This window comes from Pseudomonas sp. B40(2017), assembly GCF_002112855.1.
Taxonomy (GTDB): domain Bacteria; phylum Pseudomonadota; class Gammaproteobacteria; order Pseudomonadales; family Pseudomonadaceae; genus Aquipseudomonas; species Aquipseudomonas pharyngis.
In genome coordinates this window covers 307,625-330,682 of sequence record NZ_NEIT01000005.1, presented here as the reverse complement: position 1 = coordinate 330,682, position 23,058 = coordinate 307,625, and the positions used below count along the sequence as shown (strand labels likewise).

Annotated in this window: 23 protein-coding genes; 13 read left to right on the top strand and 10 right to left on the bottom strand. The window is 60.9% G+C overall.

Going from position 1 to position 23,058, the window contains the following annotated elements; genetic code table 11:
- The first annotated feature begins 110 nt into the window (after nt 1-110).
- The 5 genes from CAF76_RS15615 (at nt 111) to rlmF (ending at nt 6,696) form a co-directional block, all read left to right on the top strand.
- Nucleotides 111-1,601: a leucyl aminopeptidase gene (locus CAF76_RS15615; RefSeq protein ID WP_007957362.1), complete on the top strand. Its 1,491-nt coding sequence runs from the start codon at nt 111-113 to the stop codon at nt 1,599-1,601.
- Between the two features lie 60 nt (nt 1,602-1,661).
- Nucleotides 1,662-2,090, top strand: coding sequence for a DNA polymerase III subunit chi (locus tag CAF76_RS15610; protein ID WP_064593578.1), 429 nt, complete (start codon nt 1,662-1,664; stop codon nt 2,088-2,090).
- 8 nt (nt 2,091-2,098) lie between these two features.
- Nucleotides 2,099-2,491, top strand: coding sequence for a hypothetical protein (locus tag CAF76_RS15605; RefSeq protein ID WP_064593575.1), 393 nt, complete (start codon nt 2,099-2,101; stop codon nt 2,489-2,491).
- A 199-nt stretch (nt 2,492-2,690) separates the two neighbouring features.
- Entirely contained in the window at nt 2,691-5,537 is a 2,847-nt protein-coding gene (locus CAF76_RS15600; protein WP_085647751.1) for a valine--tRNA ligase, read from the top strand.
- 133 nt (nt 5,538-5,670) lie between these two features.
- Nucleotides 5,671-6,696, top strand: coding sequence for a 23S rRNA (adenine(1618)-N(6))-methyltransferase RlmF (rlmF, locus tag CAF76_RS15595; RefSeq protein ID WP_064593569.1), 1,026 nt, complete (start codon nt 5,671-5,673; stop codon nt 6,694-6,696).
- A gap of 92 nt (nt 6,697-6,788) precedes the next feature.
- Here rlmF and CAF76_RS15590 read toward each other — a convergent pair whose 3' ends face one another.
- Nucleotides 6,789-7,070, bottom strand: coding sequence for an HU family DNA-binding protein (locus CAF76_RS15590; protein ID WP_007957357.1), 282 nt, complete (start codon nt 7,068-7,070; stop codon nt 6,789-6,791).
- A 396-nt stretch (nt 7,071-7,466) separates the two neighbouring features.
- On the opposite strand from CAF76_RS15590, the gene yejK reads away from it, so the two are divergent.
- Nucleotides 7,467-8,471 (top strand): nucleoid-associated protein YejK, encoded by a 1,005-nt coding sequence (yejK, locus tag CAF76_RS15585; RefSeq protein WP_039769496.1) that lies wholly within the window; start codon nt 7,467-7,469, stop codon nt 8,469-8,471.
- Nucleotides 8,471-8,821, top strand: coding sequence for a glutaredoxin family protein (locus CAF76_RS15580; protein ID WP_064593565.1), 351 nt, complete (start codon nt 8,471-8,473; stop codon nt 8,819-8,821). The genes yejK and CAF76_RS15580 overlap by 1 nt, the downstream gene beginning before the upstream one ends.
- Nucleotides 8,822-8,852: 31 nt before the next feature.
- Here the strand turns inward: CAF76_RS15580 and CAF76_RS15575 are convergent, their stop codons facing one another.
- The 5 genes from CAF76_RS15575 to CAF76_RS15555 all read right to left on the bottom strand — a co-directional run bounded on the left by CAF76_RS15575 (nt 8,853) and on the right by CAF76_RS15555 (nt 12,933).
- Nucleotides 8,853-9,788, bottom strand: a complete 936-nt coding sequence (locus CAF76_RS15575) for a glutathione S-transferase family protein (protein ID WP_085647750.1) — start codon at nt 9,786-9,788, stop codon at nt 8,853-8,855.
- A gap of 275 nt (nt 9,789-10,063) precedes the next feature.
- Nucleotides 10,064-10,366, bottom strand: a complete 303-nt coding sequence (locus tag CAF76_RS15570; RefSeq protein ID WP_085647749.1) for a GIY-YIG nuclease family protein — start codon at nt 10,364-10,366, stop codon at nt 10,064-10,066.
- Nucleotides 10,367-10,405: 39 nt separating this feature from the next.
- Nucleotides 10,406-10,879, bottom strand: coding sequence for a nuclear transport factor 2 family protein (locus CAF76_RS15565; RefSeq protein ID WP_085647748.1), 474 nt, complete (start codon nt 10,877-10,879; stop codon nt 10,406-10,408).
- 100 nt (nt 10,880-10,979) lie between these two features.
- Nucleotides 10,980-12,284, bottom strand: coding sequence for a CynX/NimT family MFS transporter (locus CAF76_RS15560; RefSeq protein WP_085647747.1), 1,305 nt, complete (start codon nt 12,282-12,284; stop codon nt 10,980-10,982).
- Nucleotides 12,274-12,933, bottom strand: a complete 660-nt coding sequence (locus CAF76_RS15555; protein ID WP_085647746.1) for a FadR/GntR family transcriptional regulator — start codon at nt 12,931-12,933, stop codon at nt 12,274-12,276. Before CAF76_RS15555 ends, CAF76_RS15560 begins: the two co-directional genes overlap by 11 nt.
- Nucleotides 12,934-13,099: 166 nt before the next feature.
- Here CAF76_RS15555 and CAF76_RS15550 point away from each other — a divergent pair, with 166 nt between their 5' ends.
- Both CAF76_RS15550 and CAF76_RS15545 read left to right on the top strand, forming a co-directional pair.
- Nucleotides 13,100-13,411 carry a type II toxin-antitoxin system MqsR family toxin gene (locus tag CAF76_RS15550; RefSeq protein WP_074691191.1) on the top strand — a complete coding sequence of 104 codons (312 nt, stop codon included), beginning with the start codon at nt 13,100-13,102 and terminating at the stop codon, nt 13,409-13,411.
- Complete coding sequence (locus tag CAF76_RS15545; protein ID WP_064593552.1) at nt 13,408-13,899, top strand: type II TA system antitoxin MqsA family protein; 492 nt, start codon at nt 13,408-13,410, stop codon at nt 13,897-13,899. The genes CAF76_RS15550 and CAF76_RS15545 overlap by 4 nt, the downstream gene beginning before the upstream one ends.
- 52 nt (nt 13,900-13,951) lie before the next feature.
- Here CAF76_RS15545 and CAF76_RS15540 read toward each other — a convergent pair whose 3' ends face one another.
- The 4 genes from CAF76_RS15540 to CAF76_RS15525 all read right to left on the bottom strand — a co-directional run bounded on the left by CAF76_RS15540 (nt 13,952) and on the right by CAF76_RS15525 (nt 18,114).
- The gene (locus CAF76_RS15540) at nt 13,952-14,716 is read right to left on the bottom strand and encodes an amino acid ABC transporter ATP-binding protein (protein ID WP_007957337.1); all 765 of its coding nucleotides are present in this window, start codon (nt 14,714-14,716) and stop codon (nt 13,952-13,954) included.
- Nucleotides 14,717-14,727: 11 nt separating this feature from the next.
- Entirely contained in the window at nt 14,728-15,825 is a 1,098-nt protein-coding gene (locus CAF76_RS15535; RefSeq protein ID WP_007957335.1) for an amino acid ABC transporter permease, read from the bottom strand.
- A gap of 10 nt (nt 15,826-15,835) precedes the next feature.
- Nucleotides 15,836-17,017 carry an amino acid ABC transporter permease gene (locus CAF76_RS15530; protein ID WP_085647745.1) on the bottom strand — a complete coding sequence of 394 codons (1,182 nt, stop codon included), beginning with the start codon at nt 17,015-17,017 and terminating at the stop codon, nt 15,836-15,838.
- A 65-nt stretch (nt 17,018-17,082) separates the two neighbouring features.
- Nucleotides 17,083-18,114, bottom strand: a complete 1,032-nt coding sequence (locus CAF76_RS15525) for an amino acid ABC transporter substrate-binding protein (RefSeq protein ID WP_007957332.1) — start codon at nt 18,112-18,114, stop codon at nt 17,083-17,085.
- A 468-nt stretch (nt 18,115-18,582) separates the two neighbouring features.
- On the opposite strand from CAF76_RS15525, the gene CAF76_RS15520 reads away from it, so the two are divergent.
- The 4 genes from CAF76_RS15520 (at nt 18,583) to CAF76_RS15505 (ending at nt 23,013) form a co-directional block, all read left to right on the top strand.
- On the top strand, nt 18,583-19,239 hold the full coding sequence (locus tag CAF76_RS15520) for an alpha/beta hydrolase (protein WP_085647744.1): 657 nt from the start codon (nt 18,583-18,585) through the stop codon (nt 19,237-19,239).
- 96 nt (nt 19,240-19,335) lie between these two features.
- Nucleotides 19,336-20,802, top strand: a complete 1,467-nt coding sequence (gene rhlB, locus CAF76_RS15515; protein ID WP_064593549.1) for an ATP-dependent RNA helicase RhlB — start codon at nt 19,336-19,338, stop codon at nt 20,800-20,802.
- Nucleotides 20,803-20,926: 124 nt separating this feature from the next.
- Nucleotides 20,927-21,871 carry an ornithine cyclodeaminase family protein gene (locus CAF76_RS15510; RefSeq protein WP_085647743.1) on the top strand — a complete coding sequence of 315 codons (945 nt, stop codon included), beginning with the start codon at nt 20,927-20,929 and terminating at the stop codon, nt 21,869-21,871.
- 14 nt (nt 21,872-21,885) lie between these two features.
- On the top strand, nt 21,886-23,013 hold the full coding sequence (locus CAF76_RS15505; RefSeq protein ID WP_085647742.1) for an FAD-binding oxidoreductase: 1,128 nt from the start codon (nt 21,886-21,888) through the stop codon (nt 23,011-23,013).
- Nucleotides 23,014-23,058 lie beyond the last annotated feature (45 nt).

Below are 23,058 nucleotides of genomic sequence, written 5' to 3'. Positions count from 1 at the left end.
AAACTGCCGCCTCTGTCGCAGGCACTGGCCTGCGCCTCTTCTCTCTATAAGCAGGCGACGGCGGACACGTCGAACGCCTGTGTGTTGACCATTCATTCAGGGATCCGGACATGGAACTGGTTGTAAAAAGCGTTAGCCCAGAAACGTTGAAAACCGCCACCCTGGTGGTTGCCGTCGGCGAAGGCCGCAAACTCGGCGTTGCCGCCAAACAGGTCGACGAACTGAGCGGCGGCGCCATCAGCGCCGTGCTCAAGCGTGGCGACCTGGCCGGCAAGGTCGGCCAGAGCCTGTTGCTGCACAGCCTGCCGAACCTGAAAGCCGAACGCGTGCTGCTGGTCGGCGTGGGCAAGGATGAAGAACTGGGCGACCGTCCGTTCCGCAAGATCGTCGCCGGCATCCTCAACACGCTTAAAGGCCTGGGTGGCAGCGACGCCGTGCTGGCACTCGATGAAATCATCGTCAAAAACCGCGACAGCTACGGCAAGACCCGTCTGCTGGCCGAAACCCTGGTCGATGGCGAATACACCTTCGACCAGTTCAAGAGCCAGAAAGCCGAACCGCGCGCCCTGAAGAAAATCACCCTGCTGACCATCAAGGCCGCTCAGGCCGAAGTGCAACGCGCCGTGAACCACGCCACCGCGATCGCCAACGGCATGGCATTCACCCGTAACCTGGGCAACCTGCCGCCGAACATCTGCCACCCGACCTTCCTCGGCGAGCAAGCCAAGAACCTCGGTAAAGAGTTCAAGGATCTGAAAGTCGAAGTCCTCGACGAGAAGAAGATCAAGTCGCTGGGCATGGGTTCGTTCTACGCCGTCGGCCAGGGCAGCGCCCAGCCGCCGCGCCTGATCGTCATGCAATACAACGGCGGCAAGAAATCCGAGAAGCCGTACGCGCTGGTCGGTAAAGGCATCACCTTCGACACCGGCGGCATCAGCCTGAAGCCGGGCGCCGGCATGGACGAGATGAAGTACGACATGGGTGGCGCCGCCAGCGTGTTCGGTACCCTGCGCGCCGTGCTGGAACTGAAACTGCCGATCAACCTGGTGTGCATCCTGGCCTGCGCCGAAAACATGCCGAGCGGCACCGCTTCGCGTCCGGGCGACATCGTCACCACCATGAGCGGCCAGACCGTGGAAATCCTCAACACCGACGCCGAAGGCCGTCTGGTGCTGTGCGACGCACTGACCTACTCCGAGCGCTTCAAGCCGCAAGCGGTGATCGACATCGCCACCCTGACCGGTGCCTGCGTCGTTGCGCTGGGCGCCCACACGTCGGGCCTGCTGGGCAACAACGACGAGCTGATCGAGCAACTGCTGAGCGCCGGCAAGGCTGCCGACGACCGCGCCTGGCAACTGCCGCTGTTCGATGAATACCAGGAGCAACTGGACAGCCCGTTCGCCGACATTGCCAACATCGGCGGACCGAAGGCCGGCACCATCACCGCCGCCTGCTTCCTGTCGCGCTTCACCAAAAACCTGAACTGGGCGCACCTGGACATCGCCGGCACCGCCTGGACCAGCGGCGGCAAGGACAAGGGCGCAACCGGCCGTCCGGTTCCGTTGCTGACTCAATACCTGCTGGATCGCGCCAAAGCCTGAAACCGATGAACCTGGGCGGCGCTGCCTTCGGGCGGCGCCGTTCAAGGCTCAGGAACCGCAATGACCAAAGTCGACTTTTATATCCTGCCCAGTGCCGATCCTTCGGCGCGTCTGGATTTTGCCTGCAAGCTCACTGACAAGGCTTGGCGCATGGGCCATCGCATCTACCTGCATTGCAGCGATGCCGCCCAGCGTGATGATCTCGATGCGCGACTGTGGGCGTTCAAGGGCGAAACCTTCGTGCCTCACGGCCCGGCTGAGAGCGAACCGGAAGGACTGATCGTGTTGGGACTGGGCGATGACTGCGGCCAGCACGCAGACTTGCTGGTCAACCTCGACCTTAAAGTCCCGGTTTTCGCCAACAAATTCGCCCGGGTGGCGGAGGTTGTGGTGGAAGATCCGGCGATTCGCACTGCGGCGCGGGAGAGTTTCCGTTTCTACCGCGAACAGGGCTATCCTCTGCAAGACCACCGTTTACAGCGACTCTGAGTACGCCGATGGACACTCCAAAACCGCTGCAAAAACCCGCGCATCTGCTGGATGACCTTGAGTCCATCCGCCAGTTGCTCGGCGATGACAACCTGCAACCGCCGCTCTTGACCGACACGGTCGATGATGGCGAACAGGAACAGATTCCGATGTTGTTCGATTCGGTCGACAACACGCCGCACGCCGTCGAAGCTGCACCCGCGCCGACGCCACCCCCGCAACCTGCCGCTGCACCTGTGGATAAAGGTCCCGACGCTATCCTGCACCTGGACAGCGAACTGCGCGCTGCTGCGCAATTGATCATGCAGGACGTGATCGACGATTTCGCGCCGCACATCGAAACCGAAATCAAACGTCGCCTCGAGGCGCGGATGGAACGGCTTCTCGGCCAGTACGAATAATTCCCTGATCTCCTGTGGGAGCCGCCCTGCCAGCGATAGCATCACCGCGCTTTTCCTGAAAAACCGCGGCGCCTGCATCGCTGGCAAGCCAGCTCCCACATTTAAGCCTCCACCCGGCCCGCCCCGCTCGCCCTGCGCCCCTTGCCCCGCTATACTTCCCGGCTTTTCCTGAATAAATGCCAATAGGGTCCCGCCGCGCATGGATAAGACCTACCAGCCGCACGCCATTGAAACTTCCTGGTACAACACCTGGGAGTCCGAGAACTACTTCGCCCCGCAAGGCGCGGGCGACTCCTACACCATCATGATCCCGCCGCCGAACGTCACCGGCAGCCTGCACATGGGACACGGTTTCAACAACGCGATCATGGACGCCCTGATCCGTTTCCGCCGCATGCAGGGTCGCAACACCCTGTGGCAGCCGGGCACAGACCACGCCGGTATCGCCACGCAGATGCTGGTGGAGCGTCAACTCGAAGCCCAGGGCCAGAATCGCCACGATCTGGGCCGCGAAAAATTCCTCGAGAAAGTCTGGGAATGGAAGGATCAGTCCGGCGGCAACATCAGCCGTCAGATCCGCCGTCTCGGCTCGTCCGTGGACTGGAGCCGCGAGCGCTTCACCATGGACGACGGCCTCTCGGAAGCCGTTAAGGAAGCCTTCGTGCGCCTGCACGAAGACGGTCTGATCTATCGCGGCAAGCGTCTGGTCAACTGGGACACCAAACTGCACACGGCGATTTCCGACCTCGAAGTGGAAAACCACGACGAGAAAGGTTTCCTGTGGAATCTGAAATACCCGCTGGCCGACGGCGCGAAAACCGCTGAAGGCAACGATTTCCTGATCGTCGCGACCACCCGTCCGGAAACCATGCTCGGCGACTCCGCCGTCGCGGTGAACCCGAACGACGAGCGCTACAAAGCCCTGATCGGCAAATTTGTCGAGCTGCCGCTGGTCGGCCGCCGCATTCCGATCATCGCCGACGATTACTGCGATCCTGAATTCGGCACCGGCTGCGTGAAAATCACCCCGGCCCACGATTTCAACGACTACGAAGTCGGCAAGCGCCACAACCTGCCGCTGCTGAACATCTTCGACAAGAACGCCAACGTGCTGCCGGCAGCGCAGGTGTTCAACCTCGACGGCACGCTGAACGACAGCATCGACGGCAAGATTCCGGCCGAGTACGCCGGTCTCGAGCGTTTCGAAGCGCGCAAGCAGATCGTGGCTGCGTTCGACGCCGCCGGCCTGCTGGTCAGCGTCGACGACCATAACCTGAAAGTGCCGAAAGGCGACCGCTCCGGCACCGTGATCGAGCCTTGGCTGACCGACCAGTGGTACGTGTCCACCAAGCCGCTGGCCGAGCCTGCGATTGCTGCCGTTGAAGATGGTCGCATCCAGTTCGTGCCGAAGCAGTACGAAAACATGTACTTCTCGTGGATGCGCGACATCCAGGACTGGTGCATCAGCCGTCAGCTGTGGTGGGGCCACCGGATTCCGGCCTGGTACGACGAGTCGGGCAAGGTTTACGTCGGTCGCGACGAAGCCGAAGTACGTGCCAAGCACAACCTCGGCCCGGACGTTGCGCTGCAACAGGACAACGACGTTCTCGACACCTGGTTCAGTTCGGGCCTGTGGACCTTCTCCACCCTGGGCTGGCCGGAAAAGACCGAGTTCCTGAAGAAATTCCACTCCACCGACGTGCTGGTCACCGGTTTCGACATCATTTTCTTCTGGGTTGCCCGGATGATCATGCTGACGATGCACCTGATCAAGAACGAGGACGGTACGCCGCAGGTTCCGTTCAAGACCGTTTACGTGCACGGTCTGGTGCGTGATGGCCAGGGTCAGAAGATGTCCAAGTCCAAGGGCAACGTCCTGGACCCGCTGGACATCATCGACGGTATCGAGCTCGAAACCCTGGTGCAGAAACGCACTTCCGGTCTGATGCAGCCGAAACTGGCGAAGAAGATCGAGAAGCAGACCCGCGACGAGTTCGCCGACGGCATCGCCAGCTACGGCACCGACGCCCTGCGCTTCACCTTCTGCTCGCTGGCGTCCACCGGTCGCGACATCAAGTTCGACATGGGCCGCGTCGAAGGCTATCGCAACTTCTGCAACAAGATCTGGAACGCCGCGCGTTATGTTCTGGACAAGGGCGAAGACTGCGGCCAGAACGGCGAAGCCTACGAGCTGTCGCTGGCGGATCGCTGGATCATCTCGCAACTGCAACGCACCGAAGCCGAAGTGACCCGTCAACTGGATCAGTTCCGTTTCGACCTGGCGGCGCAAGCCTTGTACGAGTTCATCTGGAACCAGTACTGCGACTGGTACCTGGAACTGTCCAAGCCAGTGCTGTGGGACGAAAACGCGCCGGTCGAGCGTCAGCGCGGTACCCGCCGCACGCTTGTTCGGGTACTGGAAGTGGCGCTGCGTCTGGCGCATCCGTTCATGCCGTTCATCACTGAAGAAATCTGGCAACGCATCGCGCCGCTGGCCGGCATTCAGGGCAAGACGATCATGCTGCAACCTTGGCCGGTGGCCAACGAAGAGCGCATCGATCCGGCGGCCGAAGACGACATCGAATGGCTCAAGGGCCTGATGCTCGGCACGCGTAACATCCGTGGCGAAATGAACATCGGCCCGGGCAAGCCACTGCCGATCTACCTGAAGAACGTCAGCGCTGAAGACCAGCGTCGCCTGACCGAAAACGAAGCGCTGCTGAAGAAGCTGGCGCGTCTGGAATCGATCACCGTACTGGCCGCCGGCGAAGAAGCGCCGCTGTCCGCCACCGCACTGGTCGGCGAGATGGAAGTGCTGGTGCCGATGGCCGGTCTGATCGACAAGAACGCCGAGCTGGCGCGTCTGGACAAGGAAATCCTGCGTCTGCAGGGCGAAGTCCAGCGCGTTGGCGGCAAGCTGTCCAACGCCGGTTTCGTTGACAAGGCCCCGGCCGAAGTCATCGAGAAGGAACGCGCCAAACTGGCCGAAGCCGAACAGGCTCTGGCCAAGCTGGCCGAGCAGCACGCGCGGATTGCCAGCCTGTAACGGCAAATCGCACTGAAAAAGGGAGGCCCGCAACGGCCTCCCTTTTTTGTGCCCGGCACTTTTCCGGCCAACAACACGGCTCCCTGTGGGACAATAGCCGCCACTTTCAGCCCTACCCGAATCGACCACGCCCATGAACGCCCCACGTACACCGAAACCTGCGCGCAAGAAGCCTGACTCCGCCACCCCGGCCAAGCCCGTGGAGCCGCGTAAAGAAGCCAGCCTGCACCCGCGCAATCGCCATCAGGGTCGTTACGACTTCCCGGCGTTGATCAAGACCACGCCGGAACTGGCAAAGTTCGTGATCACCAACCCGTACGGCAAGGAAAGCATCGACTTCGCGAGTCCCGATGCAGTGCGTGTGTTCAACCGGGCGCTGCTCAAGTCGTTCTACGGCATCCAGCATTGGGACATCCCGGCCGATTATCTGTGCCCGCCGGTGCCGGGCCGCGCCGACTACATCCACTTCCTGGCTGACCTCTTGGCCAGCAACAACGACGGCGTGGTTCCGCGCGGCGCCATCGTCAATGTGCTGGATATCGGCATGGGCGCCAACTGCGTGTATCCGCTGATCGGTAACAGCGAATATCGCTGGCACTTCCTCGGCTCGGAGATCGATCCGACCGCCGTGGCCGCCGCTAAAGCCATCGTTCAGTCCAACGATCTGAACAAGGTCATCCAGCTGCGCCAGCAGGAGAACCGCAAGCACATCCTGATCGGCCTGCTGGAGCCTGGCGAGCGCTTTGACCTGACCATGTGCAACCCGCCGTTCCACGCCTCGATGGAAGAGGCCACCAAGGGCAGCGAGCGTAAATGGCGCGCCTTGGGCAAGGCCGACCCGAAGCGCAAATTGCCGGTGCTGAACTTCGGCGGTCAGTCGGCCGAGTTGTGGTGTGAAGGCGGCGAAGCGCGTTTCGTGACGCAACTGATCGCCGAAAGCGCGAACTTTGCGCACAAGGTGTTGTGGTTCAGCACCCTGGTCTCGAAAGCTTCGAACCTGCCTGCCATCGAAACCGCTCTGAAGAAGGCCGGTGCGCTGGAAAGCCAGGTGGTGGAAATGTCCCAAGGGCAGAAACAGAGTCGCTTCGTCGCCTGGACCTTCCAGACCAAGTCCGAGCAGCAGATCTGGCGGCGTGAACGCTGGGTGCGCAAGAGCTGAATTCGTCCGCGCGATTCAGCAGTCACTGAATCGCAGACATAAAAAAACCGTGCCCGGATCACTCCGGCGCACGGTTTTTTTATCGCTGCGTCTTACTTGTTCACAGCGTCGGTCAGGCCTTTGGCCACAACCAGCTTGATCACTTTCTTGGCAGGGATTTCGATGGCAGCGCCAGTCGATGGGTTACGGCCAGTGCGGGCAGGACGCTCGGTCACTTTCAGCTTGCCGATACCTGGCAAAGTGATTTCGGCACCGTTTTCCAGCTGATCGGCAACGATTTGGCCCAGTTGGTCCAGAGCGGCACGCGCGGTGGTTTTCGGCGCGTCGATAGCTTCAGCGATGTCGGCGATCAGTTGGTCTTTAGTAAGAGCCATGTAGTGTTCCTTCCCTATCAAATTCATATGGATTGCAGAGTGCAGTGTCAGCCATCGAGCCCGATCTTCTGGATCTGGCACCCTCGGCGATAACCACGACGAGTCGGGGTTATAGATGCCGAAATCAAGGTTTGGTTCGACCTGACAAAAGCTGAATGCATGCTTGTCGCGGTGACTTCGCACAAGACCGGGCAAAACTAGCACAGAGACAAGGAAATATCCGCCTCTAGCTAGCCAAATGGTCAGGTTTATTGCGCTAAATCGGTAAATAAATGCATAAGGGCCGCCGGGTGACCCGGATTTGCCCTTCACCCCGCGCCAAATCCAGTGGTTGCGGTACACTGGGCGCTTTTTCGGGGGAGCCCGCCCTCCTCCCTTCCACCAGCCGAGAAGCCTATGCCGATCCGTCATTGCATCGTCCATTTGATCGACAAAAAACCCGACGGCACACCCGCAGTCCTGCACGCCCGTGACTCCGAACTGGCTGAGTCCGCAGCCATCGAGAACATGCTCGCCGATCTCAACGAGAGCTATAACGCCAAACAGGGCAAAGCCTGGGGGCTGTTCCATCCGGAGTCCGGTGCATTCCCGTTCAGCGGCTGGCTGAAGGAATACATGGAAGGCGGCAAGGACTTCACCGCGTTCAGCAAGGTCGCGGTCGAGCACCTGCAAAAGCTGATGGAAGAATCGAACCTGTCGGTCGGCGGCCACGTGTTGTTCGCCCACTATCAGCAAGGCATGACCGATTACCTGGCCATCGCCCTGCTGCACCACAGCGAAGGCGTGGCGGTGACCGATGAACTGGATGTGACGCCTTCGCGCCACCTCGATCTCGGTCAACTGCACCTGGCGGCGCGGATCAACGTTTCCGAGTGGCAGAACAACAAGCAGTCCAAGCAATACATCTCGTTCATCAAGGGCAAGAACGGCAAGAAGGTTTCGGAGTACTTCCGCGACTTCATCGGCTGCCAGGAAGGGGTCGACGGCCCGGGCGAGACCCGCACCCTGCTCAAGGCCTTCAGCGACTTCGTCGAGAGCGAAGACCTGCCGGAAGATTCCGCCCGCGAGAAGACCAAGACCCTGGTCGACTATGCCAGCAGCCAGGCCAAGCTCGGCGAACCCATGGGGCTGGAAGAACTGTCTGAGCTGATCGACGAAGAACGCCCGAAGGCCTTCTACGATCACATCCGCAACAAGGATTACGGCCTGTCGCCGGAGATCCCGGCGGATAAGCGCACGCTCAATCAGTTCCGTCGCTTCACCGGTCGCGCCGAAGGCCTGTCGATCAGCTTTGAAGCGCACCTGCTGGGCTCGAAAATCGAGTACGACGAAGAAGCCGGGACCCTGGTCATCAAAGGCCTGCCGACCTCGCTGACCGATCAACTGAAGCGCCGCAACTGATGCTCGGCAATGTGCTGAAAAAGGTTCTGCTGGTTCTGCTGGTGGTCGTGGTCTATCAGAACTGGGGCAAGATCGAGCGGGTGTTCAACCCGTCGCAGATGGCGTCCGAGCAGGTTCGCGCCAACGCCAGGGTTGTGCTGTACGCCACAGACTGGTGCGGCTACTGCAAGCAGACCAAGCGCTTTCTCGATCAGAAAGGCATTGCGTTCAAGGAATTCGATATCGAGAAGGATGCCGAAGCACGCAAGGCGTATGAAGCGCTGGGCGGACGCGGGATTCCGCTGATCGACGTCAATGGCACGTTGATCCGCGGGTTCGATCCGGACGAGATTCTCGCTGCACTGAAATGAACGAGGGAGCCAATCGGCTCCCTCGGTTGTTTCAGCGTTTCTCGATCCGGAAACCGAAACGCGGGAAGTGCACATGCACCACTCCGCCGCGTTCGTCTTCACGGCGCAGGATCAGCTCCTCGCGACCGGCAAACACCAGCTCACCGGCCACCGGATCAACACCGTAGTCTGTCGCTGCGATCAGCACCTGTTGACCTGCCACGAACCCGTTCGGATCAGTGAACACCTCATCCGGCAACGCTGCGGGCTTAGAGCTGCGCGCGATCTCCAGTGCTTCCTCCGAACTCATCTCGCTGGCCGCGCCATGGCCAAAACCGAGCACCCGACCCAGCCACGCCGACACTGCCGGATAAGCATCCACCAACGGCGCCGTCACGTGCGTGGCCTTGAGAAACCACAGTGGATGGGCCATGGCGAAGTCGGCAATCGAAGGCTCACCGAACAGAAAGTCACCGTCTTCACGCTGCAACTGTTGCTCCAGACGTGCCATGACAGTCGGCCAGTTGTGTTTGGCCTGCTCGGCCGACAGCCTGGTCGCGCTGCCACCACTGAACAGCCCGGCCCGATCGGCGAGGAACGCCTTGATCGCTTCCGGCGGCAACTTGCCGAAACGCACCGCCACCGATTCCGGCTGGAACACCAGGCTCACCGCATGCTGGAACACCACCGAATCGGCCCAGGCGGCGAAACTGGCGGCGATCATCTCCTGGCCTTCCGGGAAGAACGAAGGCTGGGCCTTTTCCTGCTCGAGGCGGCGGGCGATCAGCGCGGTGTCGCAGTAGATATCGGCGCCGATCTGCAGCACCGGGGTCTTGCGGTAGCCACCGGTCAGGGCAGTCAGGTCCGGTTTCGGCATCACCGGCGAGATGTGCACCGAGCGCCAGGACAAGCCCTTGAAACCCAACAGCAGCCGGGCCTTTTCGGCGAATGGAGAGGTCGGGTAATGATGCAGAATCAACTCGGACATGCTCGGCTCCGCCGCACAGAAAATGAGCCCGCAGCTTAGCGTGCAATTCGTTCGCAGCCTACGGATCCGGCTGATGGGAACTGATCAGTCAGGTTGATAATGGGCGCAAAGCCGAATAATCTTCGTCCACGCTAGTGTGTCCATTGAGATGCAGTAAACCCGGCCGCAAACCGGCGTTTACAAAAAAAACCGCCCCGCAAAGGCGGTTTTTTTTCGCCTGTTCTGTGCCCGAGGCAGTGCTTCGACATCCAGTAATTTCTACCGTTTGCACCTGATCAATCAGGCCGATAAGACGCCACCAGACATTCCTTCGCACTCTTCCTGAGCTTCTTGATCAATCGCTCCTGGCGCAACGCATCACTTTTGTCGCGACAACGCTCGGTGTAGACCAGCGCCATCGCCGGGCTTGAGAGAAAGAACCGCGCGCCCTTGCCGCTCTGGTGCTTGGCAAAACGGCGCACGGGATCATCGCTGATCCCGCAGTACAGCGAGCCGTTGGCGGCGCGTACGAGGTAAACGAACCAGGACTTGCTCACTGGAACGTCGGCATCGAGAGGATTTTCGCTGAGGCTGGTCACGGGGCAATTCAGGCGTAAGGAAAACAGGCGGCGATCTTATCAGCGACTCGCCTGAAATGCCTTCAGCCCTTTCAGCGCCTGGGCGCGGACGGCGTTGCGCACCAGTGGCGTCCAGCCCAGCAGCAGGCCCTTGAAGCCCAGCGCCTGACGCGACCAGCGCCACAGATCGAAGTGGTCGTGGTGTTCACAGATCTTGCCGTCACGGAAAACGAAGCGCGCCTGGATGTCGTTGATCACGACATTGCCGGTCTGGCTGAACAGGTAGGTCGCCACCCAGTGGGCGCCGCCGCTGCGCTCGTCGGCGCGGATGTTGTTGAAGGTCAGGGAGAAGTCCTTGGCGCGAGTGGTGAGCATGCGCCACATGTCGCCGGCATCACGACCGCGCAGCTCGCCAAAGGCCGGATCGCTGAACACCACGTCGTCGGTGTAGCAGGCGGCCATGGCCTCGGCGTCGAGGCGCTGGAAAGCCTGGTAGAAACGGGTGATCAGGGCGCTGTGGGCTTCTTCACTCATGGGCAATCTCCAGGAAAGGTACAGATTGCCAGCACGATAATCCGCAAACGCCTGAAACACTATCGGCATTCGCATTTCGAATACCGACAATGTGTGCGCGTCAGACCTTTTCGCTTGTCACCTGCACGTACAGCGCGCGACCGGCACCGAGGCCGGCGAGGATCGCCCCGGCACCAATGATGCCGAAGATCCAGCCCACGGCGTTCCAGCCGCCGGTCCAGTCGTGCACCACGCCGACCGCGAATGGCCCCATCGACGCGAGGGTGTAGCCAAAGCCCTGGGACATGCTCGACAGGTTGGCCGCGACATGGGAATCCCGCGAGCGCAGCACGATCAGGGTCAGCGCCAGGCTGAACGTACCGCCCTGCCCCAGGCCCAGCAGGATCGCCCAGCCCCACAGGCCTTCGATCGGCGCGTACAGGCAACCGAACAGGCCGCCAAGGGTCAGCGCCATTACCACCACGATCGCCAGCCGCTGATCCTTGCCGCGGGTGGCCAGCCACGGTGCCGCCAGGGAGCTGGCGAGCTGGATGATCACCGAGCCGGACAGCACCAGACCGGCCTGGGTTGGCGTCAGCCCGCGACCGATAAGGATCGACGGCAACCAGCCGAACACGATGTAGGCCAGCGACGATTGCAGGCCCATGTACAAGGTCACCTGCCAGGCCAGCGGATCCCGCAGCAGACCGCGTACCCGGTAGGCAACGTTGTGCGCACCGTGCTTCTGGCCGATTTGCGGCAGCCAGAACACTGCCGCGAGCAGTGCCGGAATCACCCAGAAGCCCAGGCCCATGGCCCAGCTATGGTTGAAGTGCTCACTCAGTGGCACGGTAGACCCCGCCGCCATCGCCGCGCCCAGGCACAGGGCCATGGTGTAGACACCGGTCATGGTGCCGGCATGTTTGGCGAAGTCGCGTTTGACGATGCCCGGCAGCAACACGCCGATGATGCCGATGCTCGCGCCACCCAGCACGCTGCCGGCGAACAGACCGATCTCACCGAAATTGCTGCGCAGGATAATGCCGCCGGCCAGTGTCAAAAGAATCCCCAAGACCACCCGCTCGGCACCGAAACGCCGCGCGAGTATCGGGGCCAGCGGGGCGAACAGACCGAGGCAGAGCACCGGCAACGTCGTCAACAAACCCGCTTGAGCGGCGGACAAACCGAGGCTTTTCGACACCTCACTGAGCAGCGGCGCCATGCTCGACAGCGCCGGACGCAGGTTCAACGCCACCAGAATCAACCCCAGCAGCAACAGCCACGGGCGCCGTACCGGCGGATGGCTTTGCTGCACCTGTTCGTCATCGGCTTCGGCATCGATCAACAACTCTTCGAGCTCGGCCTTGCGAACGGGTGCTGTGGAGACTTCTGGGCGGGACATGGTTTTCTCGGTTTCAAGGTTCATTGATCAGTTGCCTCGACAGGGCTTTTGCTCGCTCCGGGTCGCGTTGCTCGACGGCCTCCAGCAAGGCGACATGCAAATCGAAGACTTCCTGTCGACGGGGGACGATGTTCAGGGTCTGGCGTAATTGCGCGCCGACGATGCTGGAAAAATAGCGATACAGCTCGCTGAGGGTCGGGTTGTGCGCGGCGTCCACCAGACGGCGGTGGAACACCAGATCGCAGGCGATGTAGCTGTCGAGGTCGCCGTGGTAGTGACTGCCGGCGTGCCCCAGTGCCTCGCGCAGAGCCACAAGGTCGTCGTCGGTGCGACGCAAGGCCGCCAGGCCGATGGCCTCGACTTCAAGGATGTGCCGGGTTTCCCGAGCCTGATCCAGCGAGCACTTGGACAGCGCCTTGAGCGTGTCCATCGGATCGACCACCGCCCGCAGGTAACTGCCGTCACCCTGACGAATCTCGATCAACCCTGAGAACGCCAGTACCCGCATCGCCTCGCGCACGGTGTTGCGGCTGATGCCGAGTTCTGCGCACAGCTCGGGCTCGGTCGGCAGACGCTGACCGACCTGCCACGTGCCGTCGGTGATGCGTTGGCGCAACTGATCCAGGGCCTGATCGACCAGGGATCGCTTAATAAGTGGAGAAATGTCTGACATAGGATTCGCCCTTTCATCCAATCATGGGATGAATTTTCTGACATGTTAGTCAGCTCCATGTAGGACAGCAACCACCTAGGGTCAGAGAGAGGCAAATGGAGCGGGATTTTCGATTAGTCAAAATTACCCTTTAAGGGTAATTTCAGGGACAGGGTTTTGGTTTCTTATGGAAAAGAACACACCCCATTACGACTTGGTGGTGATCAAGGCTGAGGTCAGGCGACGGGGAAGACAGGCATTCACCAAGAGCGCAGAAAAAACCGGACTGGATCTCGGCTTCAGCATCATAGAGATGCAAGAAATCGTTTTCGAACTGCAGAACAGGATGTTGTACAAGTCGATGACCACCTATGACGATCATCGAGTCTGGCAAGACGTTTATCACACGCACTCACACGATCTGGAGATTTACATCAAGGTGACATACCGCCCCGAAGGTGGCCCACCGGTAATCTCCTTCAAGGAGAAAAACCAATGAAGACCCGGCAATGTTTCAGCTGCGGTGCACGTGAGGGAATGACACATTTCGAGGGCCGCGGCGAAACCATCAGTGTCAAAGGCATGGAACGTCGTATCGATGACCTTGCTGGCTGGGAATGTCGCAAATGCGGTGAGGTCGAGTGGGACGCCGATACCGATAGTGCAGAACGCTACACGCAAGCCGGTGATGATCTGGTGATTGCTGCCCGACAAATGATCGGTAACGAGATGAAGCGCATCCGGCGCAAATTGCACCTGACGCAAAAAGAAACGGTGCAACTGCTTTCTGGTGGCGGACACAACGCATTTTCCCGCTATGAGCGCGGCGAAGTGCTTCCGCCGAAGGCGTTGATGCTGCTGATGCGCCTGCTCGATCGCTATCCGCACTTGCTCGCCGATGCGAAAGCCCTGGGTGAAGGGGCGGATCTGAGGAACGCCTTCAAGTTCACCGAGCACAAAGAACAAGAAGCTCTCACCGTTTCCTGACTCCCAAAAAACAAACCCGGCACAAGGCCGGGTTGGTTTTATTCATCAGATATCAATGCAGGATCTGACTCAGGAACAGCTTCGTCCGATCATTCTGCGGATTGTCGAAGAAGTCGTTCGGTGCCGCCTGCTCGACGATTTCGCCCTTGTCCATGAAGATCACGCGGTTGGCCACGGTGCGGGCAAAGCCCATTTCGTGGGTTACGCAGAGCATGGTCATACCGTCTTCGGCGAGGCCGATCATGGTGTCGAGCACCTCTTTCACCATCTCCGGGTCGAGTGCCGAGGTCGGTTCGTCGAACAGCATGATTTTCGGTTTCATGCACAGCGCGCGGGCGATCGCCACACGCTGCTGCTGACCGCCGGACAGTTGCCCCGGGTACTTGTGCGCCTGCTCCGGAATGCGTACGCGTTCCAGGTAATGCATGGCGATTTCCTCGGCCTTGCGCTTGGGCATCTTGCGCACCCACATCGGCGCCAGGGTGCAGTTCTGCAAAATGGTCAGGTGCGGGAACAGGTTGAAGTGCTGGAACACCATGCCGACTTCGCGGCGGATCGCTTCGATCTGCTTGAGGTCGTTGGTCAGCTCCACGCCATCGACCACGATGCGGCCCTGCTGGTGCTCTTCCAGACGGTTGAGACAGCGGATGGTGGTGGACTTGCCGGAGCCCGACGGACCGCACAGCACGATACGCTCGCCCTGACGCACATTGAGGTTGATGTCTTTCAGCACGTGGAACTGGCCGTACCACTTGTTCACGCCCTGCATCTGAATGATGCCTTCAGGGCCCACTGGCTTTTTGATTGCTTCGCTCATCGAAAAAACTCCTAACGCTTGTGGCCAGTGTCGAGCTTGCGTTCCAGATGCATGGAATAGCGCGACATACCAAAACAGAAAATCCAGAACACCAGGGCGGCGAACACGTAGCCTTCGGTGGCCATGCCCAGCCATTTCGGATCGGCAGCGGCTTGCTTGACGCTGTTGAGCAGGTCAAAGAGGCCGATGATGATCACCAGGCTGGTGTCCTTGAACAGCGCGATGAAGGTGTTGACGATGCCGGGAATCACCAGCTTCAGGGCTTGCGGCAGAATCACCAGGCCCATGGCGCGCCAGTAACCGAGACCCATCGCGGCCGCGGCTTCGTACTGGCCCTTGGGGATCGCTTGCAGACCGCCGCGCACCACTTCGGCGACGTACGCCGACTGGAACAGGATCACGCCGATCAGCGCCCGCAGCAGCTTGTCGAAGTTCATGCCTTCGGGCAGGAACAGCGGCAGCATCACCGAGGACATGAACAGCACGGTGATCAACGGCACGCCGCGCCAGAACTCGATGAAGGTCACGCAGACCACACGGATCGCCGGCATGTTCGAACGCCGGCCCAGCGCCAGGACAATCCCCAGCGGCAACGCACCGGCGATGCCGACAGTGGCGATCACCAGGGTCAGCATCAGACCGCCCCACTGGCTGGTCGCCACGGTGTCGAGGCCGAAGACGCCGCCATGCAGCAGGCACCAGGCAACGATCGGGTAGACCACCAGGAAGCTCAGGCCGTACACCGCCTTGTGCGCCACGCGCTTGATGAACAGCGGCGCCACGCCGATGACCGCCAGCCAGACCGTCAGGTCCACGCGCCAGCGCAGTTCCGGCGGGTAGTAGCCGTACATGAACTGGCCGAAACGCTGCTGGATGAAGACCCAGCAGGCGCCGTCCTTGGTGCAGTCGGCACGGGTGGTGCCGACCCAGTTGGCATCGATGATCGCCCAGCTGAGGATCGGCGGAATCACCAGATAGATCAGGTAAAACGCGAACAGGGTCAGCAGGGTGTTGAGCCAACTGGAGAACATGTTCGCGCGGATCCACGCCATCGGGCCGAAGACCTTGGCCGGCGGTGGCATGTCGGGTTTGAAAGTATGAGTACTCATGCGCTATTCCTTACCGCTCGATCAGCGCGATGCGCTTGTTGTACCAGTTCATCAGCAGGGAAATGCTGATACTGATCGCCAGGTACACGCTCATGGTGATGGCAATGACTTCGATCGCCTGACCGGTCTGGTTCAACACGGTGCTGGCGAACAGCGAAACCATTTCCGGATAACCGATACCGGCCGCCAGCGAGGAGTTCTTCGCCAGGTTCAGGTATTGGCTGGTCAGCGGCGGGATGATGACCCGCAGCGCTTGCGGAATGATCACCTTGCGCAGGGTCGGGCCGTTGCGCAGGCCGAGCGAATGCGCCGCCTCGGTCTGGCCGTGGCTGACCGACTTGATGCCCGAACGCACGATCTCGGCGATGAACGCGGCGGTGTACACCGTCAGCGCCAGGGTCAAGGCCAGCAGTTCCGGAATCAGCACCCAGCCACCGACGAAATTGAAGCCCTGCAGTTTCGGCATTTCCCAGTGCACAGGTGCACCGAAGATCAGCGCGCACAGCGCCGGGATCACCAGGAACAGCGCCAGACCGGCCCAGAACTTGTGGAACGGCTCGCCGGTGGCTTCAAAGCGCTTGTTGGCCCAGCGGCTCATCAGCACGATGGCGATGATGGCCACCACGATGCTGATCACGAACGCCCAGAAACCGTCGGCCATTTGCGCGGCCGGCATGTTCAGGCCACGGCTGCTGACGAAGAAGGTATCGCCGAAGTTGTGGCTGTTGCGCGGCCCCGGCATGGTCAGGAACACCGCGAAGTACCAGAACAGGATCTGCAGCAGTGGCGGGATGTTACGGAACACCTCCACGTACACCGTTGCCAGTTTGGCGATGATCCAGTTCTTCGACAGGCGCGCGACGCCGACGATGAAGCCGAGGATCGTGGCCAGGATCACGCCGATGAAGGTCACCAGCAGCGTGTTGAGCAGGCCGATGACAAACACCCGGGCATAACTGTCCGCTTCGGTGTAGGAGATCAGGTGTTGAGCGATGCCGAACCCGGCACTGCGCTCCAGAAAGTCGAACCCCGAAGTGATACCCCGGTGTTGCAGATTGGTCTGGGTGTTATCGAACAGATACCAGCCCAGGGAGACCACCGCCACGATGGTGATGATCTGAAATACCCACGCACGCACTCGTGGATCGCTGAGGCTGAGCCTCTGCTTTGGTGCGCCGATTGAATTTTGCATGAAGTGCCCCGGAAATAATGGAACAGAACGTCACCCGGCAGTTGGCCTGCCGGGTGACAGAACCATCAGCGCACTGGTGGTGCGTATTGAATGCCGCCGTTGTTCCACAGCGCGTTCAGGCCGCGGTCGATTTCCAGCGGAGTGCTCTTGCCGAGGTTTTTCTCGAAGATTTCGCCGTAGTTGCCGACTTGCTTGACGATCTGTACGACCCAGTCCTTCGGCAGTTTCAGGTCTTTGCCGTATTCGCCGTCTGCGCCGAGCATACGAGCGACATCCGGGTTCTTGGTCGCTTTGGCTTCGGCTTCGACGTTCTTCGAAGAGATGCCCGCTTCTTCAGTGTTCAGCAGCGCGTAGCCAACCCAACGCACGATGGCCAGCCACTCGTCGTCGCCGTTACGCACGACCGGGCCCAGGGGTTCCTTGGAAATGGTTTCCGGCAGAACCACGTAGTCCTTCGGCGAAGCCAGCTTGCTGCGCTGGGCGAACAGCTGGGACTTGTCGGAGGTCAGCACGTCGCAACGACCGGATTCCAGCGACTTGGCGCTTTCATCGGAGGTGTCGAAAGTGATCGGGGTGTATTTCAGACCGTTGCCGCGGAAGTAGTCGGAAACGTTCAGCTCGGTGGTGGTACCGGCCTGGATGCAGATGGTTGCACCGTCCAGCTCTTTGGCACTCTTCACGCCCAGCTTGTTATTTACCAGGAAGCCGATACCGTCGTAGTAGGTAATGAAGCCCGGGAATTTCAGGCCCATGCCCGCGTCACGGGAACTGGTCATGGTGGTGTTGCGCGACAGGATGTCGATCTCGCCCGACTGCAGCGCGGTGAAACGCTCCTTGGCGTTCAACTGACTGAACTTGACCTTGGTCGCATCGCCGAACACGGCAGCGGCCACGGCGCGGCAGACGTCAGCATCGATACCCACGATCTTGCCGGTGGAATCCGGAACCGAGAAACCTGGCAAGCCATCGCTGACGCCACACTGCACGAAACCTTTCTTCTTCACTGCATCCAGGGTTGCACCCGCCTGAGCGAACCCGCTGACACCCAGTACTGCAGCAGCAGTCACGATCGCCAGAGTGGATTTCAACATCTTCATTCAAACCTCCAGTTTTGCTCTTGTTGTGTCGGAGCTTGAGTCCAGTCGCACCCTTTTGAGGCGTTGTTGACCCGTGTTGGCTTTTTTTGGGGTCAACCGACGCAGGACCTTCGCTATGAGTCTAGTAGGAGACAATCCACATCATGGACAACTCACTTCTCACCAGTCGGCCGAACGGGCGGTAGCCCTTTCACGTTCGCTAAGCCCGTTGCGGCCATTGGCGAACATCCATCACCGGATTCGTTGCCATCCCGTCGCGGGTCATACACTGATAGTGTTACCGCCACGCGTAGGATGCTTCGTACAGAAACTTCCATAGCAAAGCCCGTACCACACCTGTCGCGGAATCGATTCGGCGACAGGTCAATAGCAAAACTTGTAACCTTGCGACATCTTCTTAACGGATCAACCGGACGCGCACTCGAACCACGCACTTAATGAGAGCGCCCGCACATTTTTGGAGCAGACATGACCGAGCCCTTGATTCTTCAGCCTGTTAAGCCCGCAGACGCCTGCGTGATCTGGCTGCACGGCCTCGGCGCCGACCGCTACGACTTTCTGCCGGTGGCCGAAGCGCTTCAGGAAAGCCTGCTGAGCACGCGTTTCGTCCTGCCCCAGGCGCCGACCCGTCCAGTGACGATAAATGGCGGATATGCCATGCCGAGCTGGTACGACATCAAGGCCATGAGCCCGGCCCGGGCGATCGACCGCGATGAGCTGGAAGCCTCCGCCGACCGCATCATCGAATTGATCGAAGAACAGCGAAGCATCGGAATAGACGCCTCGCGAATTTTCCTCGCTGGTTTTTCCCAGGGTGGCGCCGTGGTCTATCACACCGCGTTTCTGAAATGGCAGGGGCCGTTGGGCGGGGTGCTGGCACTATCGACATACGCGCCGACGTTCAGCGATGAACTGGAGTTGTCCGCCAGCCAGCAGCGGATTCCGGTGCTGGCGCTGCACGGCCAGTTTGACAACGTGGTGCAGAACTCCATGGGACGCACGGCTTATGAGTATCTCAAGGCCCATGGTGTCACCGTGACATGGCAGGAATACCCAATGGAGCACGAAGTGTTACCCGAAGAAATTCGCGACATCGGCGCATGGTTGAGCGAACGCCTGCGCTGACAATTGCGACAGGGGTCGCCCTTTGATCATCCCACTACGCCGCGCCCGTTTCTTGCATTACACTGGCCGGCGTACATTCCTTAACCAATTGATGAGATGACCGTGCTCAAAGCACTCAAGAAAATGTTCGGTAAAAGCGAGGCTGAGCAGCTCGCGCCAGTCCCCACTGCGCCGTCGCACGCCCCCGGTCATCGCAACGATGCCAGCCAGGCCGACCGCCAGACGCCCAAACGCGAACCGAAACCCGCTCCAGCTGCCGCGCCCGCTACCGAGCCGGCCCGCAGCGAAACACCGAAACCGGCCAAACCACGTCGCGAACCCAAGCCCAAGGCGCCGGTGATTCCCTGGAAACTCGAAGACTTCGTCGTCGAGCCGCAGGAAGGCAAGACCCGCTTCCACGATTTCAAGCTCGCCCCGGAACTGATGCACGCCATCCACGACCTGGGTTTCCCGTATTGCACACCGATCCAGGCCCAGGTGCTGGGTTATACCCTCGCCGGCAAAGACGCCATCGGCCGCGCCCAGACCGGCACCGGCAAGACCGCCGCGTTCCTGATCTCGATCATCACCCAGCTGTTGCAGACCCCGCCGCCGAAAGAGCGCTACATGGGCGAGCCACGGGCGCTGATCATCGCGCCGACCCGCGAGCTGGTGGTGCAGATCGCCAAGGACGCCGCCGACCTGACCAAGTACACCGGCCTCAACGTCATGACGTTCGTCGGCGGGATGGACTTCGACAAGCAGCTCAAGCACCTCGAAGCGCGCCATTGCGACATCCTCGTCGCGACCCCGGGCCGCCTGCTTGACTTCAACCAGCGCGGTGACGTGCATCTGGACATGGTCGAAGTGATGGTGCTGGACGAAGCCGACCGCATGCTCGACATGGGCTTCATCCCGCAGGTCCGGCAGATCATTCGCCAGACCCCGCCGAAAAGCGAACGCCAGACTCTGCTGTTCTCCGCGACCTTCACCGATGACGTGATGAACCTCGCCAAGCAGTGGACCACCGATCCTGCGATCGTCGAAATCGAAGTCACCAACGTGGCCAACGAGAACGTCGAGCAGCACATCTACGCGGTGGCCGGTGCCGACAAATACAAACTGCTGTTCAACCTGGTCAACGACAACGGCTGGGAACGAGTGATCGTGTTCGCCAACCGCAAGGACGAAGTGCGCCGCATCGAGGAGCGCCTGGTGCGTGACGGCATCAACGCCGCGCAACTGTCCGGCGACGTGCCGCAGCACAAGCGAATCAAGACGCTCGAAGGCTTCCGCGAAGGCAAGATCCGGGTACTGGTTGCCACCGACGTGGCCGGTCGCGGCATCCACATCGACGGCATCAGCCACGTGATCAACTTCACCCTGCCGGAAGTCCCGGACGACTACGTGCACCGCATCGGCCGTACCGGTCGTGCTGGCGCCGACGGCGTGTCGATCAGCTTCGCCGGTGAGGACGACTCCTATCAGTTGCCGTCCATCGAAGAAAAGCTCGGTCGCAAGATCAGCTGTGAAACGCCGCCGACCCATCTATTGCGGGCGGTTGAGCGCAAGCGTCCACAGTAAGCGACGCTATAAAGCGAAGCGCAGCCGGCAACGGACTGCGCTTTTTTTTCGCCCGGATATTGTTCAACAAAACTAAAAGTCCATAATGGACAAATTAGTTTATAAACAATCTGCGGAGTCCGACATGTCCAGTACGCCTTACGTGATCGACCAAACCCAGGCCCGCGAGCTGTTGGCCCGGATCGATGTGCCGCAGATCCTGCGCAAGCTGTTCCGCGACCTGGCGGCCGGGCATGCCGTGCAACCGGCGCAGCAACTGGTGGAATTTCCCCAGGGCGCCGGGGACTTCATCAACTATCTCGGCGTGCTGGCGGAAGACGGCGTGTACGGAGTCAAGACCTCGCCGTACATCGTTCGCGAACAAGGCCCGCTGGTGACGGCGTGGACATTGCTGATGTCGATGCACACCGGCCAACCGCTGCTGCTCTGCGATGCCGGCGAACTGACCACTGCCCGTACCGCTGCGACCACGGCCGTGGCGGTCGATGCCCTCGCCCCGTTGAACGCCACGCGTCTGGCAATCATCGGCAGCGGCAAGGTCGCCCAGGCGCATCTGCATTACGTCAAAACCTTGCGCGACTGGCAGAGCATCAGTGTGTACTCGCCCACCTTAAGCGAAGACCCGGCAACCGCCCGCCAACTGCAAGCCCTCGATCCACGGGTGAACATCGCCGACAGCCGCGAAACCGCCATCGCCGGGGCCGACGTGATCATGCTCTGCACTTCGTCCGCAGGCCCGGTGATTGACCCGGCAACCTTGAGCAAACCGGCGCTGATCACCTCGATCAGCACCAACGCACCGCGCGCCCACGAAGTGCCGCCACAGAGCCTCAACGACATGCAGGTGTTCTGTGACTATCGTCTGACCACCCCGGGCTCGGCCGGCGAGATGCTGATCGCCAGCGAACAACATGGCTGGGACCACAGCGCGATCCTCGGTGACCTGGCGGATCTGCTCAGCGCAAAAGTGCAGCGTCCGGATTACAACCTTCACGTGTTTTTCCGCTCCATCGGTCTGGGCCTGGAAGACATCGCCCTGGCCAACGCCGTCTATCAATTGCAGCGCTGACACCGGAGATTTTCATGAGTCATGCAGATTTCATCATCATCGGCGGCGGGATTGCCGGCGCTTCCACCGGTTTCTGGCTGTCGCAGCACGGCAAGGTCGTGGTGCTGGAGCGCGAGTCGCACCCGGCCTATCACTCCACCGGGCGCTCGGCCGCATTGTTTACCGCCGCGTACGGCACGCCACAGGTTCGGGCGCTGACCCAGGCCAGCCGTGAATTCTTCGACCATCCGCCCAGCGGCTTCTGCGAGCACCCGCTGCTGACCCCGCGCGGCGAAATGACCGTGGATTTCACCGGCGACGCCGCCGAGCTGAACAATCAATACCTCAGCGCCAAGGCCACGGTGCCGCAGATGCAGTTGCTCAGCGCGGATGAAGCCTGCGCGCGGCTGCCGATCCTGCGCCGGGAGAAAGTCCATGGCGCGATCTACGACCCGACCGCCAGCGACATCGACACCGACGCCCTGCATCAGGGCTATCTGCGCGGTATCCGCCGCAACAACGGTCAGGTTCAGACCGATTGCGAAGTGCTCGGCCTGAGCCGCGATGCCAACGGTATCTGGCAAGTGCAGACCAACGGCCAGACCTTCAGCGCTCCCGTCGTGATCAACGCCGCCGGCGCCTGGGCCGACAAGATCGCTGCCCTGGCCGGTGCCCGGCCGCTGGGCCTGCAACCGAAACGCCGGGCCGCGTTCATTTTCGCCGGCCCGGAGGGCGTCGACATCCACCATTGGCCGATGCTGGTCAGCCTCGACGAATCCTTCTATATGAAGCCCGACGCCGGCATGTTCCTCGGCTCGCCGGCCAACGCCGACCCGGTCGAACCCCACGACGTACAGCCCGAAGAACTGGACATTGCCATGGGCATTTACCAGATCGAGGAAGCGACGACCCTGACCATCCGCCGTCCGACCCGCACCTGGGCCGGCCTGCGCAGTTTCGTCGCTGACGGCGATTTGCTGTCCGGGTTCGATCCGCAGGTGCCGGGGCTGTTCTGGGTCGCGGCCCAGGGCGGTTACGGCATCCAGACTTCGCCGGCGATGGGCCAGGCCAGTGCGGCGCTGGTGCGTGGTGAATCGTTACCCGAACACCTTCAGCAATTCGGCCTGACCGCCGCCATGCTCGCCCCTGCCCGCCTGGCCTGACCGTCCACCCGGATGACGCGCCCGACGGATTGCGGCACACTCGCA

What these genes read in the sequence shown, in the direction of transcription:
- CAF76_RS15615 (WP_007957362.1), top strand. Translation starts at nt 111, where the DNA reads ATGGAACTGGTTGTAAAAAGCGTTAGCCCAGAAACGTTGAAAACCGCC.
- CAF76_RS15610 (WP_064593578.1), top strand. Translation starts at nt 1,662, where the DNA reads ATGACCAAAGTCGACTTTTATATCCTGCCCAGTGCCGATCCTTCGGCG.
- CAF76_RS15605 (WP_064593575.1), top strand. Translation starts at nt 2,099, where the DNA reads ATGGACACTCCAAAACCGCTGCAAAAACCCGCGCATCTGCTGGATGAC.
- CAF76_RS15600 (WP_085647751.1), top strand. Translation starts at nt 2,691, where the DNA reads ATGGATAAGACCTACCAGCCGCACGCCATTGAAACTTCCTGGTACAAC.
- rlmF (WP_064593569.1), top strand. Translation starts at nt 5,671, where the DNA reads ATGAACGCCCCACGTACACCGAAACCTGCGCGCAAGAAGCCTGACTCC.
- CAF76_RS15590 (WP_007957357.1), bottom strand. Translation starts at nt 7,070, where the DNA reads ATGGCTCTTACTAAAGACCAACTGATCGCCGACATCGCTGAAGCTATC.
- yejK (WP_039769496.1), top strand. Translation starts at nt 7,467, where the DNA reads ATGCCGATCCGTCATTGCATCGTCCATTTGATCGACAAAAAACCCGAC.
- CAF76_RS15580 (WP_064593565.1), top strand. Translation starts at nt 8,471, where the DNA reads ATGCTCGGCAATGTGCTGAAAAAGGTTCTGCTGGTTCTGCTGGTGGTC.
- CAF76_RS15575 (WP_085647750.1), bottom strand. Translation starts at nt 9,788, where the DNA reads ATGTCCGAGTTGATTCTGCATCATTACCCGACCTCTCCATTCGCCGAA.
- CAF76_RS15565 (WP_085647748.1), bottom strand. Translation starts at nt 10,879, where the DNA reads ATGAGTGAAGAAGCCCACAGCGCCCTGATCACCCGTTTCTACCAGGCT.
- CAF76_RS15560 (WP_085647747.1), bottom strand. Translation starts at nt 12,284, where the DNA reads ATGAACCTTGAAACCGAGAAAACCATGTCCCGCCCAGAAGTCTCCACA.
- CAF76_RS15555 (WP_085647746.1), bottom strand. Translation starts at nt 12,933, where the DNA reads ATGTCAGACATTTCTCCACTTATTAAGCGATCCCTGGTCGATCAGGCC.
- CAF76_RS15550 (WP_074691191.1), top strand. Translation starts at nt 13,100, where the DNA reads ATGGAAAAGAACACACCCCATTACGACTTGGTGGTGATCAAGGCTGAG.
- CAF76_RS15545 (WP_064593552.1), top strand. Translation starts at nt 13,408, where the DNA reads ATGAAGACCCGGCAATGTTTCAGCTGCGGTGCACGTGAGGGAATGACA.
- CAF76_RS15540 (WP_007957337.1), bottom strand. Translation starts at nt 14,716, where the DNA reads ATGAGCGAAGCAATCAAAAAGCCAGTGGGCCCTGAAGGCATCATTCAG.
- CAF76_RS15535 (WP_007957335.1), bottom strand. Translation starts at nt 15,825, where the DNA reads ATGAGTACTCATACTTTCAAACCCGACATGCCACCGCCGGCCAAGGTC.
- CAF76_RS15530 (WP_085647745.1), bottom strand. Translation starts at nt 17,017, where the DNA reads ATGCAAAATTCAATCGGCGCACCAAAGCAGAGGCTCAGCCTCAGCGAT.
- CAF76_RS15525 (WP_007957332.1), bottom strand. Translation starts at nt 18,114, where the DNA reads ATGAAGATGTTGAAATCCACTCTGGCGATCGTGACTGCTGCTGCAGTA.
- CAF76_RS15520 (WP_085647744.1), top strand. Translation starts at nt 18,583, where the DNA reads ATGACCGAGCCCTTGATTCTTCAGCCTGTTAAGCCCGCAGACGCCTGC.
- rhlB (WP_064593549.1), top strand. Translation starts at nt 19,336, where the DNA reads ATGACCGTGCTCAAAGCACTCAAGAAAATGTTCGGTAAAAGCGAGGCT.
- CAF76_RS15510 (WP_085647743.1), top strand. Translation starts at nt 20,927, where the DNA reads ATGTCCAGTACGCCTTACGTGATCGACCAAACCCAGGCCCGCGAGCTG.
- CAF76_RS15505 (WP_085647742.1), top strand. Translation starts at nt 21,886, where the DNA reads ATGAGTCATGCAGATTTCATCATCATCGGCGGCGGGATTGCCGGCGCT.